17 protein-coding genes, 2 tRNA genes and 3 pseudogenes are annotated in these 25,979 nt (G+C 60.9%); 16 read left to right on the forward strand and 6 right to left on the reverse strand.

All coding sequences use genetic code 11. The features are described 5' to 3' along the window. Positions 1–93: 93 nt before the first annotated feature. Positions 94–1,011 (reverse strand): LysR family transcriptional regulator, encoded by a 918-nt coding sequence (locus KHO31_RS05430; RefSeq protein ID WP_201108115.1) that lies wholly within the window; start codon positions 1,009–1,011, stop codon positions 94–96. 136 nt (positions 1,012–1,147) lie between these two features. On the opposite strand from KHO31_RS05430, the gene KHO31_RS05435 reads away from it, so the two are divergent. The 5 genes and pseudogenes from KHO31_RS05435 to KHO31_RS05455 all read left to right on the forward strand — a co-directional run. After that, positions 1,148–2,431 carry an MFS transporter gene (locus KHO31_RS05435; RefSeq protein WP_211622864.1) on the forward strand — a complete coding sequence of 428 codons (1,284 nt, stop codon included), beginning with the start codon at positions 1,148–1,150 and terminating at the stop codon, positions 2,429–2,431. 113 nt (positions 2,432–2,544) lie between these two features. Further along, on the forward strand, positions 2,545–4,053 hold the full coding sequence (locus KHO31_RS05440) for a M81 family metallopeptidase (protein ID WP_201108114.1): 1,509 nt from the start codon (positions 2,545–2,547) through the stop codon (positions 4,051–4,053). Positions 4,054–4,145: 92 nt separating this feature from the next. Further along, positions 4,146–5,195: an alpha/beta fold hydrolase gene (locus tag KHO31_RS05445; protein WP_211622866.1), complete on the forward strand. Its 1,050-nt coding sequence runs from the start codon at positions 4,146–4,148 to the stop codon at positions 5,193–5,195. A gap of 314 nt (positions 5,196–5,509) precedes the next feature. After that, a complete protein-coding gene (locus KHO31_RS05450; protein ID WP_211622868.1) occupies positions 5,510–6,220 on the forward strand; it encodes an SDR family NAD(P)-dependent oxidoreductase in 711 nt (236 codons plus the stop codon). 61 nt (positions 6,221–6,281) lie between these two features. Beyond that, a pseudogene (locus KHO31_RS05455) lies at positions 6,282–6,431 on the forward strand (organic hydroperoxide resistance protein); the annotation flags it as partial. A gap of 167 nt (positions 6,432–6,598) precedes the next feature. Here KHO31_RS05455 and KHO31_RS05460 read toward each other — a convergent pair. Next, positions 6,599–8,111, reverse strand: a pseudogene (locus tag KHO31_RS05460) (phosphate acyltransferase); the annotation flags it as partial. Between the two features lie 178 nt (positions 8,112–8,289). On the opposite strand from KHO31_RS05460, the pseudogene KHO31_RS05465 reads away from it, so the two are divergent. After that, positions 8,290–8,859 (forward strand): annotated as a pseudogene (locus tag KHO31_RS05465) (fumarylacetoacetate hydrolase family protein); the annotation flags it as partial. Positions 8,860–8,886: 27 nt separating this feature from the next. Here KHO31_RS05465 and KHO31_RS05470 read toward each other — a convergent pair. Next, positions 8,887–10,326 carry an aminotransferase-like domain-containing protein gene (locus KHO31_RS05470; protein ID WP_236071101.1) on the reverse strand — a complete coding sequence of 480 codons (1,440 nt, stop codon included), beginning with the start codon at positions 10,324–10,326 and terminating at the stop codon, positions 8,887–8,889. Between the two features lie 274 nt (positions 10,327–10,600). Between KHO31_RS05470 and KHO31_RS05475 the strand changes: the two genes are divergently transcribed. From KHO31_RS05475 to KHO31_RS05515, 9 genes are all read left to right on the forward strand, one after another. Continuing rightward, positions 10,601–11,800: a pyridoxal phosphate-dependent aminotransferase gene (locus KHO31_RS05475; protein ID WP_201083845.1), complete on the forward strand. Its 1,200-nt coding sequence runs from the start codon at positions 10,601–10,603 to the stop codon at positions 11,798–11,800. A gap of 288 nt (positions 11,801–12,088) precedes the next feature. Next, complete coding sequence (locus tag KHO31_RS05480) at positions 12,089–12,805, forward strand: transporter substrate-binding domain-containing protein (RefSeq protein WP_211622870.1); 717 nt, start codon at positions 12,089–12,091, stop codon at positions 12,803–12,805. 133 nt (positions 12,806–12,938) lie between these two features. Next, on the forward strand, positions 12,939–13,847 hold the full coding sequence (locus KHO31_RS05485) for a LysR family transcriptional regulator (protein ID WP_201083853.1): 909 nt from the start codon (positions 12,939–12,941) through the stop codon (positions 13,845–13,847). A gap of 132 nt (positions 13,848–13,979) precedes the next feature. Next, positions 13,980–14,786 carry an aspartate dehydrogenase gene (locus KHO31_RS05490; protein WP_201083855.1) on the forward strand — a complete coding sequence of 269 codons (807 nt, stop codon included), beginning with the start codon at positions 13,980–13,982 and terminating at the stop codon, positions 14,784–14,786. A gap of 85 nt (positions 14,787–14,871) precedes the next feature. After that, a complete protein-coding gene (locus KHO31_RS05495) occupies positions 14,872–16,353 on the forward strand; it encodes an aldehyde dehydrogenase family protein (protein WP_201083856.1) in 1,482 nt (493 codons plus the stop codon). Between the two features lie 66 nt (positions 16,354–16,419). Further along, on the forward strand, positions 16,420–17,736 hold the full coding sequence (locus KHO31_RS05500; protein ID WP_201083857.1) for an MFS transporter: 1,317 nt from the start codon (positions 16,420–16,422) through the stop codon (positions 17,734–17,736). Between the two features lie 149 nt (positions 17,737–17,885). Continuing rightward, on the forward strand, positions 17,886–18,764 hold the full coding sequence (locus tag KHO31_RS05505; RefSeq protein ID WP_201083858.1) for a PhzF family phenazine biosynthesis protein: 879 nt from the start codon (positions 17,886–17,888) through the stop codon (positions 18,762–18,764). Positions 18,765–18,855: 91 nt separating this feature from the next. Next, positions 18,856–20,295: an aldehyde dehydrogenase family protein gene (locus KHO31_RS05510; RefSeq protein WP_201083859.1), complete on the forward strand. Its 1,440-nt coding sequence runs from the start codon at positions 18,856–18,858 to the stop codon at positions 20,293–20,295. Then, positions 20,264–21,487, forward strand: a complete 1,224-nt coding sequence (locus tag KHO31_RS05515) for a trans-sulfuration enzyme family protein (RefSeq protein WP_201083860.1) — start codon at positions 20,264–20,266, stop codon at positions 21,485–21,487. The genes KHO31_RS05510 and KHO31_RS05515 overlap by 32 nt, the downstream gene beginning before the upstream one ends. A gap of 263 nt (positions 21,488–21,750) precedes the next feature. Here KHO31_RS05515 and KHO31_RS05520 read toward each other — a convergent pair whose 3' ends face one another. The 3 genes from KHO31_RS05520 to KHO31_RS05530 form a co-directional block, all read right to left on the reverse strand. Then, positions 21,751–22,380, reverse strand: a complete 630-nt coding sequence (locus KHO31_RS05520; RefSeq protein WP_211622872.1) for an integrase arm-type DNA-binding domain-containing protein — start codon at positions 22,378–22,380, stop codon at positions 21,751–21,753. 165 nt (positions 22,381–22,545) lie between these two features. Beyond that, positions 22,546–22,632, reverse strand: a tRNA-Leu gene (locus KHO31_RS05525). A gap of 262 nt (positions 22,633–22,894) precedes the next feature. Then, positions 22,895–22,981, reverse strand: a tRNA-Leu gene (locus KHO31_RS05530). Positions 22,982–23,285: 304 nt separating this feature from the next. Between KHO31_RS05530 and rnr the strand changes: the two genes are divergently transcribed. Further along, complete coding sequence (gene rnr / locus KHO31_RS05535; RefSeq protein WP_201076262.1) at positions 23,286–25,802, forward strand: ribonuclease R; 2,517 nt, start codon at positions 23,286–23,288, stop codon at positions 25,800–25,802. Positions 25,803–25,979 lie beyond the last annotated feature (177 nt).

Here is a 25,979-nt window from a genome sequence, read left to right on the forward strand (position 1 = left end):
GCACCCCCAGTTCACTCAAGCTCCAACATAACGGCCTGGGCCGCTGACCTGGCGACGATTCGCCTCGGGCCGTATGCCGATCTGGTGCCGCGTTCAACTTTCGTTGTCGAACATCGGCATCCGCCTCAGGATCCATTCGAGCAGTTCCTGCGCGCCGGCCGCAAGCGGCCGCCCGGATTTAACGAGCAATCGTGCTTTCGTGCCCTGAAACAGGGGGTGCGCGATCGGCACGATACACAGATCGCCGGCCGCGATCTCGCGATATGCGGCGAATTCACCGATCAGCGTCACGAAATGCCCGGCTGAAACAAAGCGCTTCAGCGCGGCCAGCGAATTCGTGGTCAATGTCGGGCTGATTTTGATGTTCTCGGCGAATTCCAGCATCGTGACGACATGGCCGATGCCGAACGTCGCAGGCATGAGCGCGAGCGGGTAGGCGAGCAGATCGTCGACATTCGCCGGGCCGCCGCGCGTCGCCAGCGGATGATCGCGGCGAACGAGCAGCACAACGGGTTGCGCCGAACTCGCGCGATATTCGATCCGCGGATGCGGCGGCGGGTTGTACGCGAGCCCGATATGCGCGCGGCTTTCCGCGACTTCATTCAATACATCGTCGACAGGCAGCATATTCACGCCGACGTCCAGCTTCGGATACTGCGTGCAGAACGGCGCCAGCACGTCGTCGACCAGCGTGTCGACATAGCCCTCGCTGACGGCCAGCTGAATATGCCCTTGCTGAAGGCCTTTCAGTGCATGCAGCTGGTCTTCGAGCTTTTCCTGTTGCGATCGATACCCACGCCAGAACTCCAGCAGATGCGCCGCCGCCTCGGTCGGCTTGACGCCGCGCGCCTGACGCTCGAAGAGCGTCGCGCCCAGTTCGTCTTCCAGCAGCTTGATCTGCCGCGTGATCACGGACGGCGACGTGTTGATGTGGTCCGCGGCACCGCGAATCGTGCCGTGAACCAGCACTTCGTGGAAATAACGCAGCCGTGTCTGGTTAATTTCGCGCATTTGAAAGGCTCCGATTCCTTGTGTTGTTCACAGAGCAACGATACGTGAACATAGTTGCTCTTGCTAGTGACTTTTCTCCCCGGCACGATGCTCTTACTCGACGAGCCGGACGAACACAGGGAAAACGGAGACACCTATGTCAGCGATTCAGACCTTGAGAGCCGAAGATGCCGTTTCGTCTCTCTACAGCAAGCTCAACTGGCGGCTTTTGCCGTTTCTCGTTACCTGCTACATGTTCGCGTATCTCGACCGCGTGAACGTCGGGTTTGCCAAACTTCAGATGCAAAGCGAACTCGGATTCTCCGATGCCGCTTACGGCGTCGGCGCGGGCATCTTCTTTCTGGGCTACGTGCTGTTCGAGATTCCGAGCAACCTGATGCTGCCGAAAGTCGGCGCGCGCAAGACCTTTAGCCGCATTCTCGTGCTGTGGGGCATCACGTCGGCGTGCATGCTGTTCGTGCGCAACGTGCCGATGTTCTACGCGATGCGTTTCCTGCTCGGCGTCTTCGAAGCCGGCTTCGCGCCTGGCATGATCTATTACCTGTCGCGCTGGTACGGGCCCGCGCGTATGGCACGCGCGATTGCCGTCGTGTTCGTCGCAGGGCCGATTGGTGGCATTGTCGGCGGGCCGTTGTCGGCGTGGCTGATGTCGACGTTCTCAGGTGTTGGCGGATTGGCTGGCTGGCAGTGGATGTTTCTGGTCGAAGGCTTGCCGTGCATCGTGCTCGGCGTGCTGACGCTGTTCGTGTTGTCGAACCGTCCGTCTGAAGCGAAATGGCTTTCCGCCGACGAGCAACGTCTGCTCGAAAGCGAGGTCAGCGCGCCTACCACGCACGACCATTCGTTCCGCGCCGTCGCGAAGAATCCGCGCATCTACGTGCTCGCGCTCGCTTACTTCTGCATCATCTTCCCGATCTATGCGATCAGCTTCTGGCTGCCGACGTTGCTGAAAGATCAGGGTGTGGCGGACACGATGCGGCTCGGCTGGTACGTCGCGATTCCTTATGTTGCGGCCGCGTTCAGCATGTACTTCGCCGGCCGCCGTTCGGACCGTCTCAACGAACGGCGCTATCACAGCGCGGTGCCCGCGTTCGTCGGCGCGCTACTTCTCGCGTCGACCATTTTCACCAACGGCAATCTCTTCCTCACACTCACTACGCTCACGCTTGCGACGGCAATGATGTGGATGGCATACACGGTTTTCTGGGCCATTCCGTCCGAGTACATCAAAGGGCCGGCGGCGGCGGGCGGCATTGCGCTCATCAACACGATCGGATTGTCCGGTGGATTCTGGGGACCGGCCGTCATCGGCTGGACCAAGGCCGCCACGGGCAACATGCATGCAGGTTTGCTCGTCATGGCAGGTATGGCTGCAATTGCATCGGTTGTGCTTATCACGAGCAAGCGCGGCATCCATTAACGATTCAGGCGTGCTGCCCTGCAGTGCTTGACGGCTGAGTGTTCCCCCAGACAGCGAGTTATATCTTTGGAAGGGCCACGCCCTTTCCCTATCGAACAGAAGGATGAACGGCAATGAAGATTCTTATCGCAGGTTTTCAGCATGAGACCAACACGTTCGCGCCGACCCGGGCGTCGTTCCAGAGCTTCATCCAGGGCGAAGGTTTTCCGCCGCTGGCACGTGGCGTCGATGTGCTGAATCTGCGCGACGTGAACGTGCCGATCGGCGGTTTCATCAAGGTCGCCCAGGCACAAGGGCATGAGCTGATTCCGGTGATCTGGGCGGGCGCGAGCGCGTCGGCGCATGTGACCCTCGATGCATTCGAGCGCATTGCCGGCGAGATCACCGACGCTGTCAAAGCGGGTGGCTTCGATGCCATCTATCTGGACCTGCACGGCGCGATGGTCGCGGAGCATACCGACGACGGCGAAGGCGAGTTGCTTGAACGCGTGCGCGCGGTGGTCGGCGACAGCATGCCGCTCGCGGTGTCGCTTGATTTGCATGCGAACGTGACCGAACGAATGTTGAAGCATGCGGATGCGATGGTTGCGTATCGCACGTATCCGCACGTCGACATGGCCGAAACGGGCGAGCGCGCGGCGCATCTGCTCGACAGGCTGATCGCGGAGAAGCGCAAATTCACGCGCGTCGTCCGGCGCATTCCATTTCTGATTCCGGTGAACGGGATGTGCACACTGGTCGCGCCCGCCCATGACATGTACACCGCGCTGGCATCGCTTGAACGCGATACGGTCGTGTCGCTGTCGTTTGCGCCGGGTTTTCCGGCTGCGGATTTTCCCGAGTGTGGTCCCGTGATCTGGGGTTATGGATTCGACACTGACGCGCTCACGAAGGCGATCGACACGCTGTACGCCAGAATGCTCGCGGAGGAGTCGTCATGGGAAGTACCGTTCCTTACACCCGACGAAGCCGTTATCGAAGCCATGCGGATCAGCCAGACCGCCGACAAGCCGGTCATCATCGCCGACACGCAGGACAACCCCGGCGTGGGCGGCGACTCGAACACGATGGGCATGGTGCGCGCGCTGCTGCGCAATGGCGCAAGCGATGCGGCCGTCGGCGTGATCTGGGATGCGGACGCGGCCGCCGCCGCACATCGCGCCGGTGTCGGCGCGCGCATCGAGCTTGCGCTGGCGGGCCGTTCGGGCGTGCCCGGCGATGAGCCGCTGAAAGGCACGTTCGAGGTGGAGCATGTGTCCGATGGCCGCTTCCGCTTTGATGGCCCGATGCTGAATGGCATGACGGGCGACCTCGGACCGGTTGCCTGCCTGCGTATCGACGGCGTGCGAATCGCTGTCAGCAGCGTCAAGATGCAGATTTTCGATCGCAATCTCTATCGCGTTGCGGGCATCGAACCCGAGCAGATGAAGATTCTGGTCAATAAAAGCTCCGTCCATTTCCGTGCGGATTTTCAGGCTATCGCGCAGGCCATACTTGTTGCGAAGGCACCCGGACCGATGGCTGCGGACCCGGCCGACCTGCCGTGGCAGCGGCTTGATCCGCACATCCGGGTACGTCCGAACGGACCTTCCTTCGACGAGATTCGCTCAGCTGTCGTATGACGACACACTCGACCACGCGAACTTTGCATGCATACCGGCGCGATTCAAGCTCGCGCATTCTTGAATGAAATCAAGCTAAGAGGAGAATTCTCATGTCGGATCAAATCAACTCCCGGCGCCGCTTTCTGCGGATCGCCGCAGTCGGTATCGGCGCAATGGAGATGAGCCTGAGCGGGCTTGTTCGCGCCCAGTCGAATCAATCCGCGCAAGGCGCCATTGCGGCGAATGGTGCGACGTCGAATGCCTCGTTCGGCCAGATCAAACAGATCAACGCGGGCACGCTCAACGTGGGTTATGCGGACGTCGGGCCGGAGAACGGCCCCGTCGTCATCCTGTTGCACGGCTGGCCTTACGACATCCATAGCTTTGTCGAGGTCGCGCCGATGCTTGCCGCGGCGGGCTATCGGGTCATCGTTCCGTATCTTCGCGGCTACGGCTCGACGCGTTTCCTGTCGGGCAAAACCATGCGCAATGGCCAGCAGGCCGTGGTCGCGGTCGACATCATCGCGTTGATGGATGCGTTGAAGATCCAGAAGGCGGTGTTTGGCGCTTTCGACTGGGGCGCACGGACCGCGAACATCATCGCGGCGCTGTGGCCGGAGCGTTGTGCGGGGCAGGTTTCCGTCAGCGGGTATCTGATTGGCAGCCCGCAAGCCAACAAGGCACCGTTGCCGCCGAAGGCCGAATTCGCGTGGTGGTATCAGTTTTACTTCGCCACGGAACGCGGACGGCTTGGCTACGAGGCCAACCGGCATGATTTTTCGAAGCTCATCTGGCAGCTTGCGTCGCCGAAATGGAGCTTCGACGATGCAACTTATGACCGGTCCGCGGAGGCCTTCAACAATCCCGATCATGTTGCAGTCGTGATTCACAACTATCGTTGGCGGCTGGGTCTCGTGAAAGGCGAGTCGCAATACGACGCGCTGGAAAAGCGCCTTGCAGCGGCGCCCGTCATCACGGTTCCGACGATCACGATGGAAGGCGATGCGAACGGCGCGCCGCATCCTGATCCGGCGGCGTACGCGAAAAAATTCACCGGCAAGTACCAGCACCGGAATATCGATGGCGGCATTGGTCACAATTTGCCGCAAGAAGCGCCGAAAGCTTTTGCCGATGCCGTGATCGATGTAGCGCGCATGTGATCCGCCCGCGCATCATCCTGCCGGCCAACAAGGACGGCAAGGTGTGGACTGGCAAAACGGGCGACCATCTTTTGACGGACAGAGTCAACGATGCAAGCGGCGAGGCGGTGCCGTTCGTGTGCCGCCGAACCAGTTATAGCCCTGGTTCTCAAGTCCAGGCCGGGACCGAACCGCGATCCGATTTGTTCCGCTCACGCAAAATAGTTTATCCATAGCGGGTGTTTGCTCGGCGCGTGAATACCCCTAGATTAGGCACCTATCGGAGCCATCGGCCCGGTGGGCAAGAAAGCCCAATCCAATATTCGAGGTATTTCATGAGCACGTCGCAAAAGGTCGTAGTTGTTACTGGCGCATCGCAAGGCATTGGTGCCGAGACCGTCAAAGCATTCCGCAAGCTTGACTACCGCATTGTTGCAACGGCACGCAGCATCAAGCCGTCCGAAGATCCCAATATCATAACGGTGGCGGGTGACATCGCTGACCCGGCAACCGCGCGTCGCGTAATTGCCGAGGGGGTGGCGCGCTTCGGCCGCATCGACACGCTGGTCAACAACGCCGGTGTCTTCATCGCCAAGCCGTTTACCGGTTACACGTCTGAAGATTACGCTGCGGTGACGGGTGTGAATCTGAACGGATTCTTCTACATCACGCAGTTGGCGATCGCCGAAATGGAGAAGAACAACAGCGGCCATGTGGTCAGCATTACGACGACCCTGGCCGACCACGCCATCGACGGTGTGCCGTCGGTGCTGGCATCGCTGACGAAGGGCGGTCTGAACGCAGCCACGAAGTCACTCGCCATCGAATACGCGAAGCGTGGCATCCGCGCGAACGCGGTTGCCCCTGGCATCATCAAGTCGCCGATGCATGCCGCCGAAACGCACGAGGCGCTCGGTGCACTCCACCCGATGGGTCATATGGGCGAGATGAGCGACATCGTCAACGCGATTCTGTATCTGGATGCGGCGCCGTTCGTGACGGGCGAAATTCTGCACGTCGACGGCGGTCAGAGCGCCGGGCACTAAAGCAACACGGGGGGCGCTGATGGTTGCGCCCGTTTTCCGATTCATCAATAACGAGCTGACTGTGTCGATCGAAAACGTTCTGTACCGTGCACACGCCGAGGTGACCGGAGGCCGCGAAGGCTGCGCCGTGGCGCCGGAAGGTGGACTTGACCTGAAGCTGACGAGGCCGAAGGGATTGGGCGGGAAGGGCGAGAACGGCACCAACCCGGAACTGTAGACAACAAAAAACCCCGCCTCGTCCCAAAGTTCCGGAGTTGCGGGTAGACCAAACCGTCGTGCCTCGGTAACAGAGCGCCGTTCGTCGCGCATTTTCTTTCTGCCAACACGCGAATTGGCAGAAACCATGCATAACGCAACCCGGGTACTTGAACGTTGCGGCTACTTAAGCGCGATCACGTCCGCCACCAGCAGCGCCGTCATATTGACGATCCGGCGCACCGTCGCGGATGGAGGTAACACATGCACTGGCTGCGCCGCGCCCAGCAGAATCGAGCCAATTGCAACGTTGTTGCCCGCGGCCGTTTTCAGCAGGTTGTACGAAATGTTGGCTGCGTCGATATTTGGCAGCACGAGCAGGTTCGCGTCGCCTTCGAGCGTCGAATCCGGCATCACTTCGCGACGCAGCTTGTGGTCGAGCGCAAGACCGCCATGCATTTCCCCGTCCACCTGCAAGTGTGGTGCGCGTTGACGCAGGATCGCCAGCGTGTCGCGCATTTTCTGCGCGGTCGGCGCATTGCTCGAACCGAAGTTCGAATGCGACAACCGGGGCGATCTTCGGTTCGATACCGAAACGGCGCACTTCCTCGGCTGCCATGATCGTGATTTCGGAGAGTTCTTCGGCTGTCGGATCGACGTTCACGTGCGTGTCCACGAGGAAAATCTGCCGCCCCGGCAGCACCAGCGCGTTCATCGCCGCGTAGACCTTCGCGCCTTCCTTCTTGCCGATCACCTGATCGATAAAGTGCAGATGCCGGTGCGTCGTGCTAACCATGCCGCAGATCATGCCATCCGCCTCACCCCGCTTCACCAGCAGCGCGCCAATCAGCGTGGTGCGGCGGCGCATTTCCAGCTTCGCCATCTGCTGTGTGATGCCCTTGCGGGACATCAGCTTGTAGTATTCCTGCCAGAAATCGCGATAACGCTCGTCGTGGTCGGTGTTCACGACCGTGTAGTCATGGCCCGCGACCAGACGCAGTCCGTAGCGCGCAACGCGTTGCTCGATCACCGCCGGACGGCCGATCAGGATCGGCTTCGCCAGCTTTTCGTCGATGATGATCCGCACTGCATGCAGCACGCTTTCTTCTTCACCTTCGGCGAACACAATGCGCTTCTTCTCCGGCTCGACGCTGCGCGCCAGCTGGAAGATCGGCTTCATGGTCGTGCCGCTCTGATAGACGAACTGCTGCAGATGCTGTTCGTACGCTTCCATGTCTTCGATCGGACGCTCGGCAACGCCTGAGTCCATCGCGGCCTTGGCGACGGCCGGCGCGAGTTTGACGATCAGGCGCGGGTCGAACGGCTTTGGAATCAGATATTCCGGCCCGAACGATAGATCGCGAATGCCGTAAGCCGTCGCGACGATATCGCTCTGCTCCTGACGCGCCAGTTCAGCAAGCGCGTTGACGGCCGCAATTTCCATTTCCCGCGTCACCGTCGTCGCCCCGGCGTCCAGCGCGCCGCGGAACAGGAACGGGAATACCAGCACGTTGTTCACCAGGTTTGGAAAGTCGGCACGTCCCGTAGCGAGGATTGCATCCGGACGTACTTCGAGGGCGAGTTCCGGCAGGATTTCAGGCGTCGGGTTAGCCAGCGCGAGAATCAACGGCTTCGCGGCCATTTCCTTGACCATTTCGACCTTGAGCACGCCACCCGCTGACAGACCGAGGAAAAATTGTCGGCTCCAGACCGGCGGACTCAAGGGCATCAATGCTTGTGTCGGAAGTCCTCAGCGAACTCGTAGCCTCTGCGGGGATTTCGACGTAGCAGTTGCATGATGCGAGCTACCACCGACGCTTGACTCCCTGACAACAAGCTCGGGCACCGCGAAATATCCGCGGAAGATCATCTGCGTGGGGTTCAACTACCAGGCGCATGCGGCGGAGACGGGAACGCCCATTCCCAAGGCCCCGCCAATCTTCAGCAAGTTTGCGAACGCACTCAATCACCATGACGGCGTCATTGAACTGCCGACTATGATAGGCAAGGAATTCGACTACGAGACGGAACTCGTGATCGTTTTCGGGCGGAAATGCAAGAACGTGTCGAAGGAGAATGCGCTATCCGTTGTTGCGGGCTACGCGGTCGGCAATGACTTCAGCGCCCGAGGTTTGCAGAACATCACGACGCAATTCACGGCGGGGAAGATGTCGGATGGTTTTGCTCCATTGGGTCCCTGGCTCGTTACCCGCGATCGTGTGCCCGAGCCGAACAACCTGAGGCTGAAAACCTGGGTGAACGGCGAAATCAGACAGGACAGCAGTACCAGCGAAATGATCTTCGACTGCCGCGAGATCATCCGCTACGTGGCCAGCATCATGACGATCGAGCCGGGCGACATCCTTTTTACTGGGACGCCACCGGGGGTGATCTGGGGGCAAAAGGTGCCGCGTGACGAGCGTCAATGGCTTAAAGCGGGCGACAAAGTGGTGTCCACGCCCCCAAGCCGCTCAGCCATCGAGCAGCGCCTGCGCGAGCCGCCCCAGTCGGCGGACGCCGTCTTCGATGCGATGGTTCCAGGTATGCCCGGCGCTCAGCCTGAGGCAATTGCGAAAGCGCCGGCTTGCGGAGAAGACGTCACCGGGCGCGAAGCAAATGCCTTGTTCGAGCGCTTCGTCGAAGAGCGCGCGCGAGTCAAAGCGCCTCGGCAGTTCCAGCCAGAGCATGAAGCCGCCTGCTGGCCGGCTTACTTTCGTGTCGGTCGGGAAGCTTGTCTCGATCGCACGCGTCATGCGCCCGAGGTTCTCTTCGAAGATGCGCCGCACGCCGCGCAAGTGTGCATCGTATGCGCCGCTCTCCAGAAAGTCCGCGAGCGCGACCTGAGGCAAGACAGGACAGCAGAGACTGAATGCCAGCTTGCGTTCCATCACCTGCTGCGCATAGGCGCCCGCCACAATCCAGCCGACCCGATACCCGGGTGCAAGGCTTTTCGAAAACGAGCTGCAGTAGATCGTATTGGCGCCGCTGTCGAGTGCGATGAACGGCTTGGGCCGCTCGCGACCGAAGTGGATGTCACCGTAGACGTCGTCTTCGATCAGCGGCACGGCATGCCGCGCGAGCAGCGCAAGGAGCGAGCGCTTGTCGGTTTCGGCCATCGCGCAGCCTAGCGGGTTGTTGAAATTCGACGACAGCACGCAGGCGGCCACTGGTTCCGTATCGAGCAGGCGGGCGAGCGCGCCGACGTCGATGCCGCGTGCCGGGTCAGTGGGCAGCTCGAATGCCTTCAGGCCAAGCACTTCGAGAGTATGGAGGAGGCCAAAGTAAGTGGGTGATTCGATCGCAATCGAATCACCCCGCTTGGCGACAGCGGTCAGCGCGAGTGTCAATGCTTCGGTGCAGCCGTTCGTGATGAGCAGGTCATCGGGCGACAGCGCGTGTCCGAAGTGCATTGCCCGCTTCGCGATTTCGCGGCGCAGGCGCGGGTCGCCTTGCGGTGCGCAATAGATGTTGTAGCGCGTGCCGTGTTGACGTGCGGCACGCGCGAGCGCGAGGTCGAGCCGTTTCGACTGCAGCAGCGCCGCGTCGGGTACGGCACAGCCGAGCGGCACCAGCGCCGGGTTCGATACGTGCTCAAGCAGTCCTGCGACGGCTCCGCTGATCGACACGGTCGATGCTTTCGCGCGCGGCCGCGAGACCGACGGCAACGCGAGTGCGCCGCGGCGCGTGCCCGCGACGTAAAAGCCTGACTGCGGCCGCGCGACCAGGATGCCGCGATCTTCGAGCAGGCGATACGCCTGCAACACGGTGGAGATACTGATGCTGTGCTGTTCGCTGACGGCGCGCACGGATGGCAGACGCGTGCCCGCCGCGAGCGCGCCATTGTCGATCATGCCGACGATGAGGTCGGCCAATCGCTCGTAGCGGTACGGAGTGGGCGGGTCCATGTCCATGGCAGGGCTCATAACGGTGTAATCGGTGTAATCCACAATTATCGACCCGGCGCCCCGGCTCGCCAAGAGGAATTGTGATGGTCCATTTCGCGGAAAATTGTGACTGTTATGGTTGACCGGTGGGCGCTACGATGCATGCGTTGCGATCGCGTCTGGAGGAGCCGGGGTGCTGCGCACAGCAATAACTGCTGTTAGGCCCGAGCTGGAACGGCTGTTTGGCTGCTTGCAACGGATCGTCTGACAATCAATTCACAGCAAAATGCAAGGCAAAAGCATGCAGGGTATTCAACAGAATCTCGACGAACGACAGCAGGCTGACCTCAGCGAATCGAATCGCCAGCCGTGGCGCGGGCGATTTCCTCGCAACGAGATCATTTCACTTCTCAATGTGAACCGGCCGTTCAACCTGGCGGAGAGCACGTCGCAGGACCTGACGCTCGGCGAACTCCTGTCTCTGCCGGGTCTCGAGGATATCCGCAATCTGAAGCTCGGCTACGGCACATCCGCCGGTTCGGTCGCGCTTCGCGAGGCAATTGCCGAGGGCTGCAAGGTTCCAACCGAACAGATCATCACGACACAAGGCACCGCGCTCGGTCTGTTTCTTCTCGCTTTCGAGGTTTGCCGGTCGGGCGACGAGGCAGTCCTCGCGACACCATGCTTTCCGCCGAGCCGTGATTGCCTTCTCGGCGCCGGCGTTAGCGTCCGCGAGATCAGGCTGTCATTCGAGAATGGTTATCGGCTGGATCTCGACCAGATCGACGCGGGTCTGTCGCCGAAAACGAAGCTTGTCAGTATCGCTTCGCCACAGAATCCGGCCGGCATCCAGACGTCCCGTGCCGACGTCGAGAAGCTTCTCGCCTTGATGGAAAAGAGGTCTCCTGACGCGATACTTTTCATCGACGAGACCTATAGGGAGGCCACCTATGGCGACAATGCCGCGCTCGAGAGTTTCGCGGGACTCGATCCACGTATCGTCACCGGCGCGTCGGTATCGAAGGCGCTCGGCGCGCCGGGCTTGCGCACGGGTTGGCTCACGGTGGCGAACGCGGATCTGCGGGAGCGTCTGGCCGTCGCCAAAATGAACACCGTGATCTCGGGATCGGTTCTTGATGAGATGCTCGCCACAGCGCTTCTGCGCAACAGGGAAGGCGTGCTCGCACCGCGACGCCGCTTGCTCGCCGCTGCGCTCGAGGAACTGGCGCTTTGGTGCGAGAACGAGTACGAGCGCATCGAGTGGGTGCGCCCTGATGCCGGCGCGTTATGCTGTGTGCGCCTGCGCGCCGATGCATTCGACGACGTTGCTGTCTCGCGCTTCTGGGACCTGCTACCCGGTCATGACTTGCAACTGGCATCCGGCGCATGGTTCGGTGAAAGCAGCCGAGTATTCCGGCTGGGTTTTGGCTACCTGCCGCCCGCGCGTCTCGGACCCGCACTGTCGGCACTTTCAACGGTCATGGACGCCGTTACGGCATGACGTGTCGGCATAGCCGGGAAGCATCACGATGAAACTTGTCCGATTGGGTCCGCCTGGCGACGAGCGGCCAGGCATTCTCGACGCCTCCGGAACGGTGCGCGATGCCAGCAGCCTGGTTCGCGATTGGTCAGGGAGCGCGTTGGAAGCAAACGTTCTGAGCGAAATATCGCGGGGTGATCTTTCGCGGCTACCGGAAGCGCCTGCAGCCTCCCGCCTGTGCACAAATGAATCGCCACGCCCAACGGCGGGCGACCGGGATCTTAACTGCTGGACATGTGGAGCACAGCTATGAAAGTAAGAATCGCATATCTCGAGGAACCGCCGTTCTACTGGACGGGTGACGATCATTCGGCGACGGGCGCCGACATTGAGCTGGCCGAGGTGGTGCTTCGGGCGATCGGTGTGACCTCCATCGAACATCAGTTGACCTCGTTCGAAGAACTTCTGCCTGGCGTGCAGGAAGGCCGGTGGGACATGAATGTACCCATTTTTGTGACCGCCGAGCGCGCCGAGCGCGCTGCGTTCAGCGTGCCGGTCTGGGCACTGGGCGACGGATTCCTGCTTCGCCATGGCAATCCGAAAGCGCTGACGAGCTACGCGACCGTCGCGGCGCGCAACGACGCGCGGCTTGGGATCGTCGCCGGGACGGTTCAGCTCGGCTCTGCAAAGTCGGCCGGCGTGATCGATAGCCAGATCGTGGCGTTCAAGGGCCAAACCGAAGCGATCGACGCACTGCTCGCAGGAAAAATCGACGCCTACGCGAGCACGGCGGTTGGAAGCCGTGTCCTTGCCAGCGCCAATAAGGAGCTGGAAGTGCTGGCGCACGAAACGAGCAAGGATGGCAGAGCACCTGTCGGCGCGTTCTCGTTCAGCAAGAGCAATCCTGACCTTCTGCAGGCGGTGAATGAGCAACTTCGCAAGTACCTCGGTTCGGCTGATCACCGTGCCCGCATGGCGAAGTACGGGCTCACGCAGACGGAACTCGACAGCGTGAGCGCAGCCTGAGCGGAATGATGCACCCTGCCGGGCGTCGGCGGACGTCCGTGCAACGTCTGGTCGCCATACCTCTGGCACAGAATTCATCTGCGCCGACGACACCACGCGCCGGCCCGGCGATCCGCCGCACGAACATGACGTCATGATCCAGCCCCAGTCACTCAGGTATTTCGCAGAAGTCGCGCGCACGGGTTCGTTAAGACATGCTTCGGAGACGTTCTTTGTCGCACCCAGCGCGATCAGCAAACAGATCAGCAACCTGGAAAAGGAGCTCGGCGCGGCGTTGTTCGACCGCTCACCGCGCGGCGCGACGCTAACCGCAGCCGGCCAGCTATTGCTCGACTACGTGAACGCCAACACGCGCCACGTCGAGCAGTTGCACGCTGCAATGGACGACCTGAGCTCATTACGCCAAGGTGTGGTCCGGATCGCGCTGGTCGAAGCTGCCGTACATAGTTTCATGCCCGACCTGATCACGGAGTTCTCGCGTGACCACCCGGGCATTGCTGTGCATCTCGAAGTCTGCGGAACAGCGCAGATTGTCGACGCGCTTGTCGATCATCGCGCCGAGATCGGAATGGCCTTCAATGTCCTCAATCGTGACGACATCAATCTTCATGGCCGCTCAATCCAGCCGTTGCAGATGATTTGCCGGCCGGAGCATCCACTAGCCGGCCGGAAGACCGTGTCCATGTCCGAACTGGGTAACGTGAGGGTAGCGTTGCCGGCGCGGACATTTGGCATTCGCTATCTGATCGAAAAAGCCGCCGAACGGGCGAGCATCACGCTTCAGGTTGCGATTGAAGCGAACTCACTGCAGGTTATCAAGAACCTCGTCAGGCAATCGGATCTTGTCAGCTTCATGCCGCCGCTCACTCTCGAGCAGGAGACGGCTCATGGATGGCTACGGGCAGTACCGCTGGACGAGCGCGATTCCGGATCGGCGACCATCGACGTGATCAGCTTTCGCGGGCGGCAACTGTCGGTCGCGGCACAGCGTTTTCTCGACCTTCTGATCCGGCGTCTCAGGACAGGCCGCCAGATTCCCTGACCAGGCACCCGCAGTGTTCTGTTTTTGTGACGATAGACGTCACTTCGAGCACCTTCCCCGGGAAATTTGTATCCCATCTAATGCATTCATCACGTGGGGCCGAGTTCGAGCACCACGAACCGAGTGAGGGACATGATGAATGTTGGATTGATTGGATGCGGCGCCATCGGCAGCCTGCTGTACGACTTGCTGAACCGGTACGTACCCGCCGTCCGTGTCGTGGCGGTCTATGAACGGGATACGCATCGCGAGGGCGCGCGCAGGGCGCTCGACGCCGGCGCCCGGATTGTCGATAGCGTTGACGATTTCCTTGATGGCGATCTCGACCTCGTCGTCGAATGTGCAGGCCATGAAGCTTTGCGCAACCTGGGCCCGTCCGTCCTGGCGGCCGGGCGCGACATGCTCGTCGCATCGGTCGGCGCGTTGGCGGATCCCACGCTCGAGACACTATTGATCGACAGCGCGACCGCTGGAGGGGCACGTCTGCGCATTCCCTCCGGCGCAGTGGGCGGGCTCGATGCGCTTGGCGCGGCGAAGTTCGCCGGCCTGCGGGAGGTGCGCTATGAATCGCACAAGGCGCCGGGCGCCTGGCGGGGCACGCCCGCCGAAGCGCTGGTCATGCTCGACGACACCAAAATGCTGACCGCCATCTATGAAGGCACGGCGCGAGATGCGGCGCGCCTCTTTCCGCAGAACGCCAACGTGGCCGCTGCGGTAGCGCTGGCGGGCGTCGGCTTCGATCGGACCAGGGTGGTTCTGTATGTCGATCCGCTTGCAACCGGCAACACGCACCGGATCAAGGCCGAAGGCGATTTTGGCCACATCGACATTGCGGTCACGGGCAAGACCCTGCCGAGCAATCCGAAAACCTCGACGCTGGCGCCGTGCAGTCTCGTACGTGCGATCGCAGACCTCAACCAGACCGTGGTCGTCGCATAGGCGAGAACACTTCTCGCTGCAACCCCACGTGGATTCGAAGTGATCGATCAAAAATAAGAACTCGGATTATAGATAAGGATGCCAAATGAAATATGACATTGAGACGCAAACCGAACCAGCCGACGCTGTGCGCAGTCCCTATGATGGCACTGTGGTCGGCTATATGCCGATTGCCGATGCGGGCGCTGTCGAGCGATCAATCGAGTGTGCACAAGCGGCATTCGAGATCATGCGCCAACTGCCTCGATTCGCACGCGCGGATATTCTGCAACGCGCGGCGGACCTGATCGAATCACGACGCGATGAGTTCGTGCGCACGATCGCGGCGGAGTCAGGGAAGCCCTTGTACGATGCGCGCGGCGAGGTTTCGCGTGGCGTCTTCAACTTGCGTAACGCGGCTGCCGAAGCGCGGCGCAGTCATGGTGAAGAAGTACCGCTCGATGTCGACGCGGGCGTTTTCGAATACCAGACCACCGATGCCAGCGGCAGCGCTACGGAATTGTCCCGTCTCGATCTCGACAAACTGGCTGACATGCGCCGTCGTGTGGGTATTGCAAGGCGCTTTCCGATTGGTCTCATCCTGGCGATCTCTCCGTTCAATTTTCCGCTCAATCTTGTCCTGCACAAAGTCGCACCGGCGATTGCGGTAGGCAATGCCGTCGTGCTGAAGCCCGCACCGCAAACGCCGCTTACCAGCCTTCTGCTGCAGGAGGTCATGCGCGATGCGGGCCTGCCCGACGGTGCGCTGGAGGTGTGTCACTGCAGTATTCCCCTTGCGGAGTCGATGGTCCAGGACGACCGCTTCGCCATGGTGACCTTCACGGGAAGTGCCAAGGTCGGCTGGCATATCAAATTGATCGCGGGCCACAAGAAAGTCGCACTTGAGCTCGGCGGCAACGGCACAGTGGTCGTGGCGGAAGACGCGGACCTGGACCTCGCGGCGGCGCGTTGTGTCCGCGGTGGCGTGGTGTTCGGCGGGCAGTATTGCATTGGCGTACAGCGCATTCTCGTGCACGAGAAGGTCCGCGCCCAGTTCGAGGCCAAGTTGCTTGACAGGGTAAGCGCGTGCAAAGTCGGCGATCCGATGGAAGAGGGCATCGACGTGGGTCCGGTGATCGACGAGAAATCGGCGATCCGCATTCAGGGCTGGATAGACGCAGCGCTGACCGGCGGCGCGCGTCTGCTGGCCGGTGGCCCGCGCGTCGGCGCAGTCGTGCAGCCGACCGTACTGGCGGATACCCAGCGCGGAATGCTGGTCGAGGACGAGGAAATCTTCGGACCCGTACTCACGCTCAACAGCTATCGCTCATTCGATGAAGCTGTAGAGCGCGCCAACGATTCGCGCTATGGCTTGCAGGGCGGCCTGTTCACGCGAGACCTGCAGCGCGCGTTCCGGGCGCTGGAGAAATGGGATGTCGGCGGCCTGATGATCAATGACGTGCCGATCTATCGCATCGACAACATGCCTTTCGGCGGCTGGAAGGAATCCGGCACTGGCCGCGAGGGCACGCGGTACGCGATGGACGAGATGTCGGAAATCAAGCTGCTCGTGATCAACTATTCGTGAAGCCAGGTTGCGCGTTTCGCTGAACGCTGCGAAACGCGTCTTCCATGTCCTCTTCCATGATCCAACATGTCGACGTCTCCCCTGAACATTCCCTCCTGTGACCTTGAAGATGACGCCCCGACCGGGCGCAGTCTTTATCGCAAGCTCACATGGCGGCTCGCCCCATTCCTGGGTCTATGCTTCTTTGCCGCATTTCTGGACCGCGTGAATGTAGGCATTGCCAAGCTGCAGATGCTCGATTCGCTCGGATTTAGCGAAACCGTGTACGGGCTCGGTGCCGGACTTTTTTTCGTCGGCTATATCCTGTTTGAAGTACCCAGCAACCTGATCCTGGAGAAAGTCGGTGCCCGCTTCTGGATCGCGCGCATCATGGTCACATGGGGCGTGCTTTCAGGGCTGACGATGTTCGTGAAGACGCCCGGGCAGTTCTATGTCGTGCGTTTTCTACTGGGCCTGGCGGAAGCCGGGTTCCTGCCCGGCGCACTGCTTTATCTCACCTACTGGTTTCCCGACGCGCGGCGTGGCCGGATCGTCGCACTCTTCATGGTGGGCTTGCCGCTGTCGAGTCTGATCGGCGCGCCGCTCTCAGGCTGGATCCTGTCGATCTTTGACGGCGTGCATGGCTTGCGAGGCTGGCAGTGGTTGTTCGCGCTGGAAGCAATGCCTTCCGTGCTGCTTGGTGTGCTCGTCTATATCTTCCTGCCGAAAACGCACCAGGGCGCGCGTTTTCTCAGCGCCGCCGAACTCGCGCGGCTAAAGCGGGACATCGGAATCGATCGGGAGGAGAAGAAGGAGCATCGGCTGGCTCAGGCGTTTGCCAACCCAAAAGTATGGGGGGTGGGCTACCTCGACCTCTGCGTACTGCTCTGCTTCTATTCGATAAGTTTCTGGATGCCCACGATGCTGCGCGATGCCGGCGCGAAGAGTGCGATCGAGATCGGCGCCCTGATGGCGATCCCCAATGGTCTGGCAGTTGTCATGGTTCTGCTAACCGGGATCAGTTCTGACCGGTTCCGGGAGCGTCGCTGGCATGTCGCCGTGCCCTTGCTGTGCTCAGCGTTTGGCCTGATCGCAAGCGCTTTTTTTCCGGGTAGCGTGGCCGCCATCGTCATCCTTCTCTCGATGGCAAATGCCGGGGCCGCGGCGGCGATGCCGGTGATCTGGGCGCTTCCGTCAACCTTTCTTCGTGGCACGGCTGCTGCAGCCGGTATCGCATTCGCGTGCTCGATTGCCAACCTTGGAGGCTTCGCGAGTACCTATTTTCTTGGCTGGCTGAAAGATCGGACGCATAGCGTGGGCGGGGGTGTCATCACGTTCGGTATCTGCCTGCTGCTGGGTTGCGTGCTGGCGCTGGCAATGCCGAAGCGGGTCGTCAACCGTTGAGCGCTTGCCGTTCCCGTCGGGCGAAATTGTAATGGTTGAATGAGCAAAAAACTGTGACTGTTACGGTCGGGCTGCACGCGCTACGATGTATGCGTTGCACTTGCATCCAAAGAATGCCCAGATGTCCACGCGAGTCAGACGAGGCGAATATGAAACGATCTTATAAAGTGGTTGACGTCTTCACCGCGAAGCCGCTTCTTGGCAATCCGGTGGCCGTGGTACTGGACGCGGAGGGCCTGACCACTGACGCGATGCAAGCGGTCGCACGCTGGACCAACCTGTCAGAAACGACCTTTGTCCTTCCGCCCACAACAGCCGGGGCCGACTATCTCTTGAGGATCTTCACGCCGCGTAGCGAGCTTCCCTTCGCGGGACATCCGACCTTGGGTAGTGCTCACGCCATCGTGGAAGCGGGGCGTGTCACACCGCGCGAAAGGGGTCGATTGATTCAACAATGCGGCATCGGCCTCGTTGAATTGATGCTCGAGGAGCGAGGCGCGGAGCGCCTGCTCACGTTCAACCTGCCGCCTGCGAAGCTGGAGCCGCTGCACGCGGCGGATGTGGCGGAGCTGGAGCTGATCCTTGGCTGCAAAGTGGACCAGAAGACTGCGCCAGGTATCGTGAATGTCGGCGCCATCTGGATCGTGGCGCATCTGAACGATGCCGCTTCCGTACTCGATCTTCAGCCGGATTTCGCCAGGTTAGCGGAGCTCGAGCGCCGCCTGGGCGTCACGGGCCTGACCGTATTCGGCCCGCGCGAGCATGGAGACGATGCGGCAATCGAAGTGCGTACCTTCGCGCCGTCCTGTGGCGTGGAGGAGGATCCTGTCTGCGGAAGCGGCAACGGCAGCGTGGCAGCTTTCCAGTGGCAACGTGGACTGTTGCCGTCCGGCGGAACAGATTATGTGGCTGCTCAGGGACGGTGTGTCGGTCGAGACGGGCGAATCAAGGTAAGCGTGGATGCGAACGGAAATGTGCGCGTGGGCGGTTCCTGCATCACCTCCGTGGAGGGCTTGCTTACGCTCTAGACAGGGACCGGACGCGAGACGCGCTGAAACGGCTTGCGCGTTGGCTTCCGACACTTTCCGCATTCGCAAGAAAGGACGCAGGCGCTTCGAAATGAATTCCGCATTCCCCATTGACTCATCGCCCGGCTTCATCTCGGTCACCAATCCCTTCGATGGCGTCGAAGTCGGCACTGTCGTGAACATTCCGCCGGAAGCCGCGCAAGTGCTGATCCAGACTGCGAAGGAGGGCGCGCGCGTTTGTCGTAGCCTGTCCCGCCACGAACGCTCTCGCGTGCTTGAAACCTGCGCATCGCTCGTGGAGCGTGATGGGGACGCGTTTGCGAATCTCATCGTCGCGGAAGCGGGTAAAACGATCAGGCAGGCCAGAAAGGAAGTGCAGCGGTGTGTGAACACCCTCAAGTTATCCGCCGATGAGGCGCGTCGAAACGCAGGTGAAGTGGTGCCGTTCGACGCGTATGGTGGATCGGAAAACCGCCAGGGATGGTTCACCCGTGAGCCTCTCGGCATTATCGTTGCCATCACGCCGTACAACGATCCACTCAACCTGGTAGCGCATAAGCTAGGGCCGGCGATTGCCGGCGGCAATGCGGTCGTTCTCAAGCCATCCGAACTCACGCCGCTTTCGGCGATCAGGCTCGTTGGATATCTGGTTGCGGCCGGCATGCCACCGAACGTCGTGTCGGTCGCGACAGGTGGCGCAGCGCTCGGCGAAGCACTCGTCTCATCCCGGGACGTCAGAATGGTTTCGTTTACCGGTGGATTTGCAACCGGAGAGAGAATAGCCAGCTCCGCAGGCCTCAAAAAGCTTGCGATGGATCTGGGCGGTAACGCGCCCGTCATCGTCCTGGGTGACTGCGACCTCGAAGACGCCGTTGCGTCGTGCGTGTCTGGTGCGTTCTGGGCCGCAGGTCAGAACTGTATCGGCACGCAACGCATTCTGGTCCAGTCGTCCATCTATGACGCGTTCAGAACGCGTTTTGTTGCCTGCACCAAAGCGCTCAAGACGGGCAATCCCGCGATGCCTGAAACGGACGTCGGGCCGATGATCACGGCTCAGTCAGCGGCTCGCACGCGAGGCGTGGTGGATGCCGCGATCAGTCAGGGAGCCACACTGCTGTGCGGCAATACTCAGGACGGTTCGCTTTACGCTCCAACGGTCCTTGAGGACGTCGGCTTCGAATGCGAGCTGTGGAAGCAGGAAATATTCAGCCCGGTTGTCGTTCTGCAGCGGATTGAGACACTGGATGAAGCGCTTTCGCTCGCCAACAGCTCCGAATACAGTCTGCATGCCGGCATCTTCACAAATGATCTGCATGTCGCGCTCAAGGCGGCCGACAGGTTGGAGGCTGGCGGCGTGATGATCAACGACTCGTCGGACTACCGATTCGACGCCATGCCGTTCGGAGGATTCAAGTACGGAAGCCTCGGCCGCGAAGGTGTCAGATTTGCGTACGAGGAAATGACTCAACCGAAGGTCGTGTGCATCAGGAAGGCGGTATATGGCAACCATGAACAGTCAGCAACGGCCTGATAAGGACAAACCGGCAAGCCTCTCTTTCGCCAGTCAGGCCGTGCATGCCGGGAATGTCATTGACGCCACGACGGGCGCGATCCGTACGCCGATTGTGATGGCGAACTCGTACCAGTTACCCGATGATCCGTCTTCACTCGACTGGTCGGATTCTCAAACGCTGTTCTATACTCGCAATTCCGGCCACAATCAACTTTGCCTCGAGCGCAAGCTTGCAGCGATGGAGCGCGGTGAGGATGCAGCCGTTTTCAGCACGGGCGTTGCTGCGTTGCATTCGATATTCTTCACGTTCCTGAAGAGTGGCGATCATGTCTTGGTCAGCGATGTAACGTATGAGGCTGTCTGGCGTCTTTTCAGTGATCTGCTCCCGCAACGGTACGGTATTGAAGCGACCTTCGTGGACATCAGCGACCTCGCTGCTGTTCGCGAAGCTGTACGTCCGAACACGAAGCTGATCCATGCCGAGACAATTGCCAATCCGACCACGAAGGTGGCGGATGTCCAGGCGCTTGCGAAGATCGCACACGATGCCGGCGCCATGCTGTCGATCGACGCAACATTCACGCCCCCGCCGATGTTTCGCGGCCTTGAACACGACGCGGATTTCGTGGTTCATGCACTGACGAAATACATCAACGGGCATGGCGACGCGATGGGCGGAGCCGTGATCGGGCGCGCGGAACTGATTCGCCGTCTGAAGGCCGATGCGCTTGTCGATGTGGGTGGTTCAATCTCGCCCTTCAATGCGTGGCTGATCATGCGAGGCTCAGTGACCTTGCCACTGCGTTTGGCTCAGCATGTGTCTACCGCGCAGAGGGTCGCCGAATTCCTCGACAAGGATCCACGTGTTGCCTTCGTGGCATTTCCGGGACTGCCTTCCCATCCTCAACACGCGCTTGCGTCGCGCCAGTTTGGCGGTATGGGATATGGTGCCGTCATGGCTTTCGCCGTCGAAGGTGGACCGGAGATACAGAATCGCTTCGTGGCTAATCTGCGTGTCATTACTTCGGCGGTATCGCTTGGCCACGACGAGTCTCTGATCGTGCACGTCGGCAAGGCGGGACGCGGCGGATCGGAATGCTATCCGGACGTGTTCCGCGAATATGGTCACCTGCGTCTGTCGATCGGTCTCGAAGACCCAGCCGATCTGATCGCAGATATCAAGGCGGCGCTCGACGAGACGTTCGCCTGATTGGCAACGCGCTGAGTAAGCAGCACAACGCCCGTCCCCGGAGGGGTCGTCACTGCGTTCGGCACACGACGGTTGCACCACGCGCTGCATGCTTTCCGGTCGGAAGTGCGGCCGAGGTTGAGGATGGCTTGCGCAAGATCTGCCAGGATCGCATTGGAAAGTGCCTGACGGTATCGCTGACGGTATCGTCGCTGCCTGACCGGGCGGAAACGCCGCATCAGCGGGGGATCACCCCCCGATTGACGATCGAGTGGATATGGTGCTCAGGTTCGCTTGCTTGATCCTGCAGCCGTCGTTGGCATGCATAGCCGACCAAGATAGTCGGCCCACTCCTGCATGACCCTGCGACGATCGTCGTCAAACGTTGTTCTGTCGTAGGCCTTTTGCGCATCGCCACGCTTGGCGTGTGCCAGTACGGGCTTGACCTCTGGCGTGGCAAGCGTCGAAATGGGCTTGTTGCGGAGTGCGGGAGTCAGGTATTCGCGTACGACAAACTCCGCCTTCCGGTAAGTTTCGTCCGCCCATTCCTTGCGTTTGAAGTCGAGCCAGCGCTGGGCCACGAGATGGAAGGCGCCTTCGGCCACGCGTTTGCGGGCGATGGACTCGGCCTGTCGATATACAACCGGATCGATGCCTTCGCGTACGAGATTGCGTGCGGTAGTGGCGGACCGTCGCGCATCGACGAGCGTGATATCGGGGTAGGGGCCGAGGCTGAGGAAGTTCTCCTTGCCCGTGCCCGTGCCCGGTCGTCGGTAGCGGAGCAGCCAGGTCTTGCTTCCATCCGGCCAGACGCGTAAGGCGAGCCCATTCCCATCCGTGAGCAGATAGGGGTGTTCGCGGGGGTTGGCAACGCGAAACACCACTTCGGACTTGGGTTCGACGCGTTTGGGCATGGCCTGGCACCTCGATTCCGTGTGTACGCAAGTGTATACGCAAAAATCGTCGATGCCAGTGGAACACACGGGAACTGTAGACAACAAAAAACCCCGTAAGATGTTGATCTTACGGGGTTTCTCGGACTTCTTCGGCTTGAGTTGGAACTAAGCCGGAACAACTGTTGGTGCCCAGGAGAGGACTCGAACCTCCACGGTGTTGCCACCGCTAGGACCTGAACCTAGTGCGTCTACCAATTCCGCCACCTGGGCACGTCTTCAAGCTAGACCGCTATTTTAGCGTGATGATGCAGCGTGTCAATCCCTACATGCGAACAAACTATCGCTTCATCAATCGCCCGGTTGTGTCATGCAGCGAAGCAAAACTTCACTGCTCAATCACTGCCAACTTACGTCGACTCCAACCGTCTTGCTCACTACATAATCCGATTAAAAAAACAGAATCGGATCACATAGCCTCACACAAAAAGTAAAGCCGCCGATGTGAAACATCTGGCGGCTTTACTTTTGAATCTGGTGCCCAAGAGAGGACTCGAACCTCCACAGTGTTGCCACCGCTAGGACCTGAACCTAGTGCGTCTACCAATTTCGCCACCTGGGCAGGTGATGAACAGCAAAGAACGCCATTATAGCGACAGATTCGGGGCTGTCAAGCGTTTCTCAAAAGTCGCTTAAACATCGCCGCAGCGAGCCTGCATAAGGCTCACAGCGACTATTGACGGGCCGCGTGGCGCGCAAGACGGGTGTTAGAATGCCTCGCAGTAGTTCGTTGGCACGGTGCACACGCCCGTCGGACTCAGACTTGAACGAGCCGGACCCGAGCAGTCATTCCAGTGCAATCGCAAGTGCAACTTAAGCGCAACCTGAACGCTTCTTAAGCCGAGCCACATCGCCGACCGACGTCCATGCAACGAGAAAAAATCATCGACAAGCCCTTGAGCAAATTCCCGTATCCGATCCCAAGCCGCGAAGAAATCCTGGGCGTCCTGCGCACGAGTGAAGCGCCGCTTGCCGCGAACGACATCGCCGAAGCCCTGTCGATCAAGCGCCAGGAGCGCGAAGGATTTTTCAAGCGCTTAGGCGCCATGGAGCGCGACGGCCAGATCCGGCTCGATCAGCGCAATCTCTATCAGCTGACCCATCCGTCGAACTTCGTCGCGGGCCGCGTACAGGGCCATCGCGACGGCTACGGTTTTCTCATTCGCGACGACGGCCAGGACGACCTGTTCCTGCCCACCGGCGAAATGCAGAAGGTCATGCACAACGATCGCGTGCTCGCGCGCATTGTCGGCTATGACCGCCGTGGCAGGCCCGAAGGGCATGTCGTCGAAGTTACGGATCGCGCCAACAAGCGTGTGATCGGCCGCCTGCTCAACGAGAACGGCGCGCTGATCGTCGCGCCTGAAGACAAACGCATCGGTCACGACATTCTGATCACGCAGAACACCAAGAAGGCCAAGGTCGGCCAGGTGGTGGTGGTCGAGCTGACTGATTTCCCGAGCCGTCATTCGCAGCCGCTCGGCCGCGTGGTGGAAGTGCTCGGCGATATCGACGACCCCGGCATGGAAATCGAAATCGCGGTGCGCAAGTACGGCGTGCCGCACGAATTCAGCCAGGCCGCGCTCGACGAAGCCGCGAAGCTGCCCGACGAAGTCCGTCCGGTCGACGCGCGTCATCGGATCGATCTGCGCGATGTACCGCTCGTCACGATCGACGGTGAAGATGCCCGCGACTTCGACGACGCAGTCTATTGCGAGCCGGTTCAGGTCGGTCGCGGCGAAGGCTTCCGTCTGATTGTCGCGATTGCGGACGTCTCGCACTACGTGCATCCGAAGAGCGGTCTGGACGCCGACGCGCTCGAGCGCAGCACCTCGGTGTACTTTCCGCGCCGCGTGATTCCAATGTTGCCGGAGAAGCTGTCGAACGGTCTGTGCTCGCTGAATCCGCACGTCGACCGTTGCGTGCTGGTGTGCGACATGATCGTCACCGCGCGTGGCGAAGTGAAGGCGTATCAGTTCTATCCGGGCGTGATCAATTCGGCCGCGCGCCTCACTTACACTGAAGTGGCCGCGGTGCTCAAGAACACCAAAGGTCCGGAGGCCGCGCGTCGCGCCGCCTTGCTGCCGCAACTGCAGAATCTGTATGGCGTCTACAAGTCGCTGTTCGCCGCGCGTCAGAAGCGCGGCGCGATCGACTTCGATACGACCGAGACGTACATCGTCTGCAATGCGCAGGGCAAGATCGAGCAGATCATTCCGCGCACCCGCAACGACGCACACAAGCTGATCGAGGAATGCATGCTGGCCGCGAACGTCTGCGCGGCCGACTTCCTCAAGCGCAACAAGCACCCGGGTCTGTACCGCGTGCACGCCGGGCCGACCGCCGAGAAGCTCGAGAATCTGCGCACTTTCCTGCGCGGCATGGGCCTCACGCTCACCGGCGGCGAGAAGCCGCATGCAAGCGATTACGCCGCGCTGATGGCGCAGATCCGGGAGCGGCCGGACGCGCAGATGTTGCAGACCATGCTGCTGCGCTCGATGCAACAGGCCGTCTACAGTCCGGACAACATCGGCCACTTCGGTCTCGCGTATGAGGCGTACGCGCACTTCACGAGCCCGATTCGCCGCTATCCCGACCTGCTCACGCACCGCGCGATCTACGCGGTTTTGCAAGGCCGCAAGTATCAGCCGGAGCCGCCGCAGGGCGTCGAGTTGAATACGGCGCTGTCGCCGCGCGCCCGCGCGATGCAGCAATCCGACGAGGAAAAGCGCGGCCGGCAGCGTGCGAACAACGTGGCGATCTGGGAAGAGCTCGGTCTGCATTGCTCGGCCAATGAACGTCGCGCCGACGAAGCCTCGCGCGACGTCGAAGCCTGGCTCAAGTGCTATTTCATGCGCGACAAGCTCGGCGAAGAGTACGGCGGCATGGTGAACGGCGTGACGTCGTTCGGCATTTTCGTGCAGCTCGACTCGCTCTTTATCGAAGGCCTCGTGCACGTCACCGAACTGGGTTCGGATTACTTCCAGTACGACGAGATCAAGAACGAGTTGCGCGGTGAGCGCACCGGCATTCGCTACCGCCTGTCGGATCGCGTGCGGGTGCAGGTGAGCCGCGTCGATCTCGACGCGCGCAAGATCGACTTCCGCCTCGTGCGCGATACGCCGATCAAGCCGCCGACGAATCGTCCGGCGCTTGCCGACAAGGCATCCGGCGAAAGCAGTGGTGCACGTGTGCGTTCGTTGCCGCCGGTGGAAGGTGGGGCAGGCGGCGCGGCGGCAGGCACGGGTGGACGGCGCAGGAAAGCTGCGCCGGCGCAAACCGCGGCCGTCAAGGAAGCGCGCGCAGCACGCGGCGCGGCGAAGAAGCACGGCGGCGCCCCGGCGAAGTCGGCATCGAAACCGCAGGCCCGCAAGAAGCGCTGAAGTCGCATGACGGCTTGAACCGCGCGCATCGGGTACGTTGAGACGTACCGGTTGCGCGCGGTCTTCGTTTCATCGTAGTCAGGTCAGGTACCTAGGCAAATGCGCACGCAAAAGCGCAGGCAACAAAGTAAGCAGGCTCGTATTCATCACAGCAGCGCGCGTTCAAGGCGTGCTCAA

The sequence above is a fragment of the Paraburkholderia domus genome (assembly GCF_905220705.1).
Classification (GTDB): domain Bacteria; phylum Pseudomonadota; class Gammaproteobacteria; order Burkholderiales; family Burkholderiaceae; genus Paraburkholderia; species Paraburkholderia domus.

What these genes read in the sequence shown, in the direction of transcription:
- KHO31_RS05430 (WP_201108115.1), bottom strand. Translation starts at nt 1,011, where the DNA reads ATGCGCGAAATTAACCAGACACGGCTGCGTTATTTCCACGAAGTGCTG.
- KHO31_RS05435 (WP_211622864.1), top strand. Translation starts at nt 1,148, where the DNA reads ATGTCAGCGATTCAGACCTTGAGAGCCGAAGATGCCGTTTCGTCTCTC.
- KHO31_RS05440 (WP_201108114.1), top strand. Translation starts at nt 2,545, where the DNA reads ATGAAGATTCTTATCGCAGGTTTTCAGCATGAGACCAACACGTTCGCG.
- KHO31_RS05445 (WP_211622866.1), top strand. Translation starts at nt 4,146, where the DNA reads ATGTCGGATCAAATCAACTCCCGGCGCCGCTTTCTGCGGATCGCCGCA.
- KHO31_RS05450 (WP_211622868.1), top strand. Translation starts at nt 5,510, where the DNA reads ATGAGCACGTCGCAAAAGGTCGTAGTTGTTACTGGCGCATCGCAAGGC.
- KHO31_RS05470 (WP_236071101.1), bottom strand. Translation starts at nt 10,326, where the DNA reads ATGGACATGGACCCGCCCACTCCGTACCGCTACGAGCGATTGGCCGAC.
- KHO31_RS05475 (WP_201083845.1), top strand. Translation starts at nt 10,601, where the DNA reads ATGCAGGGTATTCAACAGAATCTCGACGAACGACAGCAGGCTGACCTC.
- KHO31_RS05480 (WP_211622870.1), top strand. Translation starts at nt 12,089, where the DNA reads ATGAAAGTAAGAATCGCATATCTCGAGGAACCGCCGTTCTACTGGACG.
- KHO31_RS05485 (WP_201083853.1), top strand. Translation starts at nt 12,939, where the DNA reads ATGATCCAGCCCCAGTCACTCAGGTATTTCGCAGAAGTCGCGCGCACG.
- KHO31_RS05490 (WP_201083855.1), top strand. Translation starts at nt 13,980, where the DNA reads ATGATGAATGTTGGATTGATTGGATGCGGCGCCATCGGCAGCCTGCTG.
- KHO31_RS05495 (WP_201083856.1), top strand. Translation starts at nt 14,872, where the DNA reads ATGAAATATGACATTGAGACGCAAACCGAACCAGCCGACGCTGTGCGC.
- KHO31_RS05500 (WP_201083857.1), top strand. Translation starts at nt 16,420, where the DNA reads ATGTCGACGTCTCCCCTGAACATTCCCTCCTGTGACCTTGAAGATGAC.
- KHO31_RS05505 (WP_201083858.1), top strand. Translation starts at nt 17,886, where the DNA reads ATGAAACGATCTTATAAAGTGGTTGACGTCTTCACCGCGAAGCCGCTT.
- KHO31_RS05510 (WP_201083859.1), top strand. Translation starts at nt 18,856, where the DNA reads ATGAATTCCGCATTCCCCATTGACTCATCGCCCGGCTTCATCTCGGTC.
- KHO31_RS05515 (WP_201083860.1), top strand. Translation starts at nt 20,264, where the DNA reads ATGGCAACCATGAACAGTCAGCAACGGCCTGATAAGGACAAACCGGCA.
- KHO31_RS05520 (WP_211622872.1), bottom strand. Translation starts at nt 22,380, where the DNA reads ATGCCCAAACGCGTCGAACCCAAGTCCGAAGTGGTGTTTCGCGTTGCC.
- rnr (WP_201076262.1), top strand. Translation starts at nt 23,286, where the DNA reads ATGCAACGAGAAAAAATCATCGACAAGCCCTTGAGCAAATTCCCGTAT.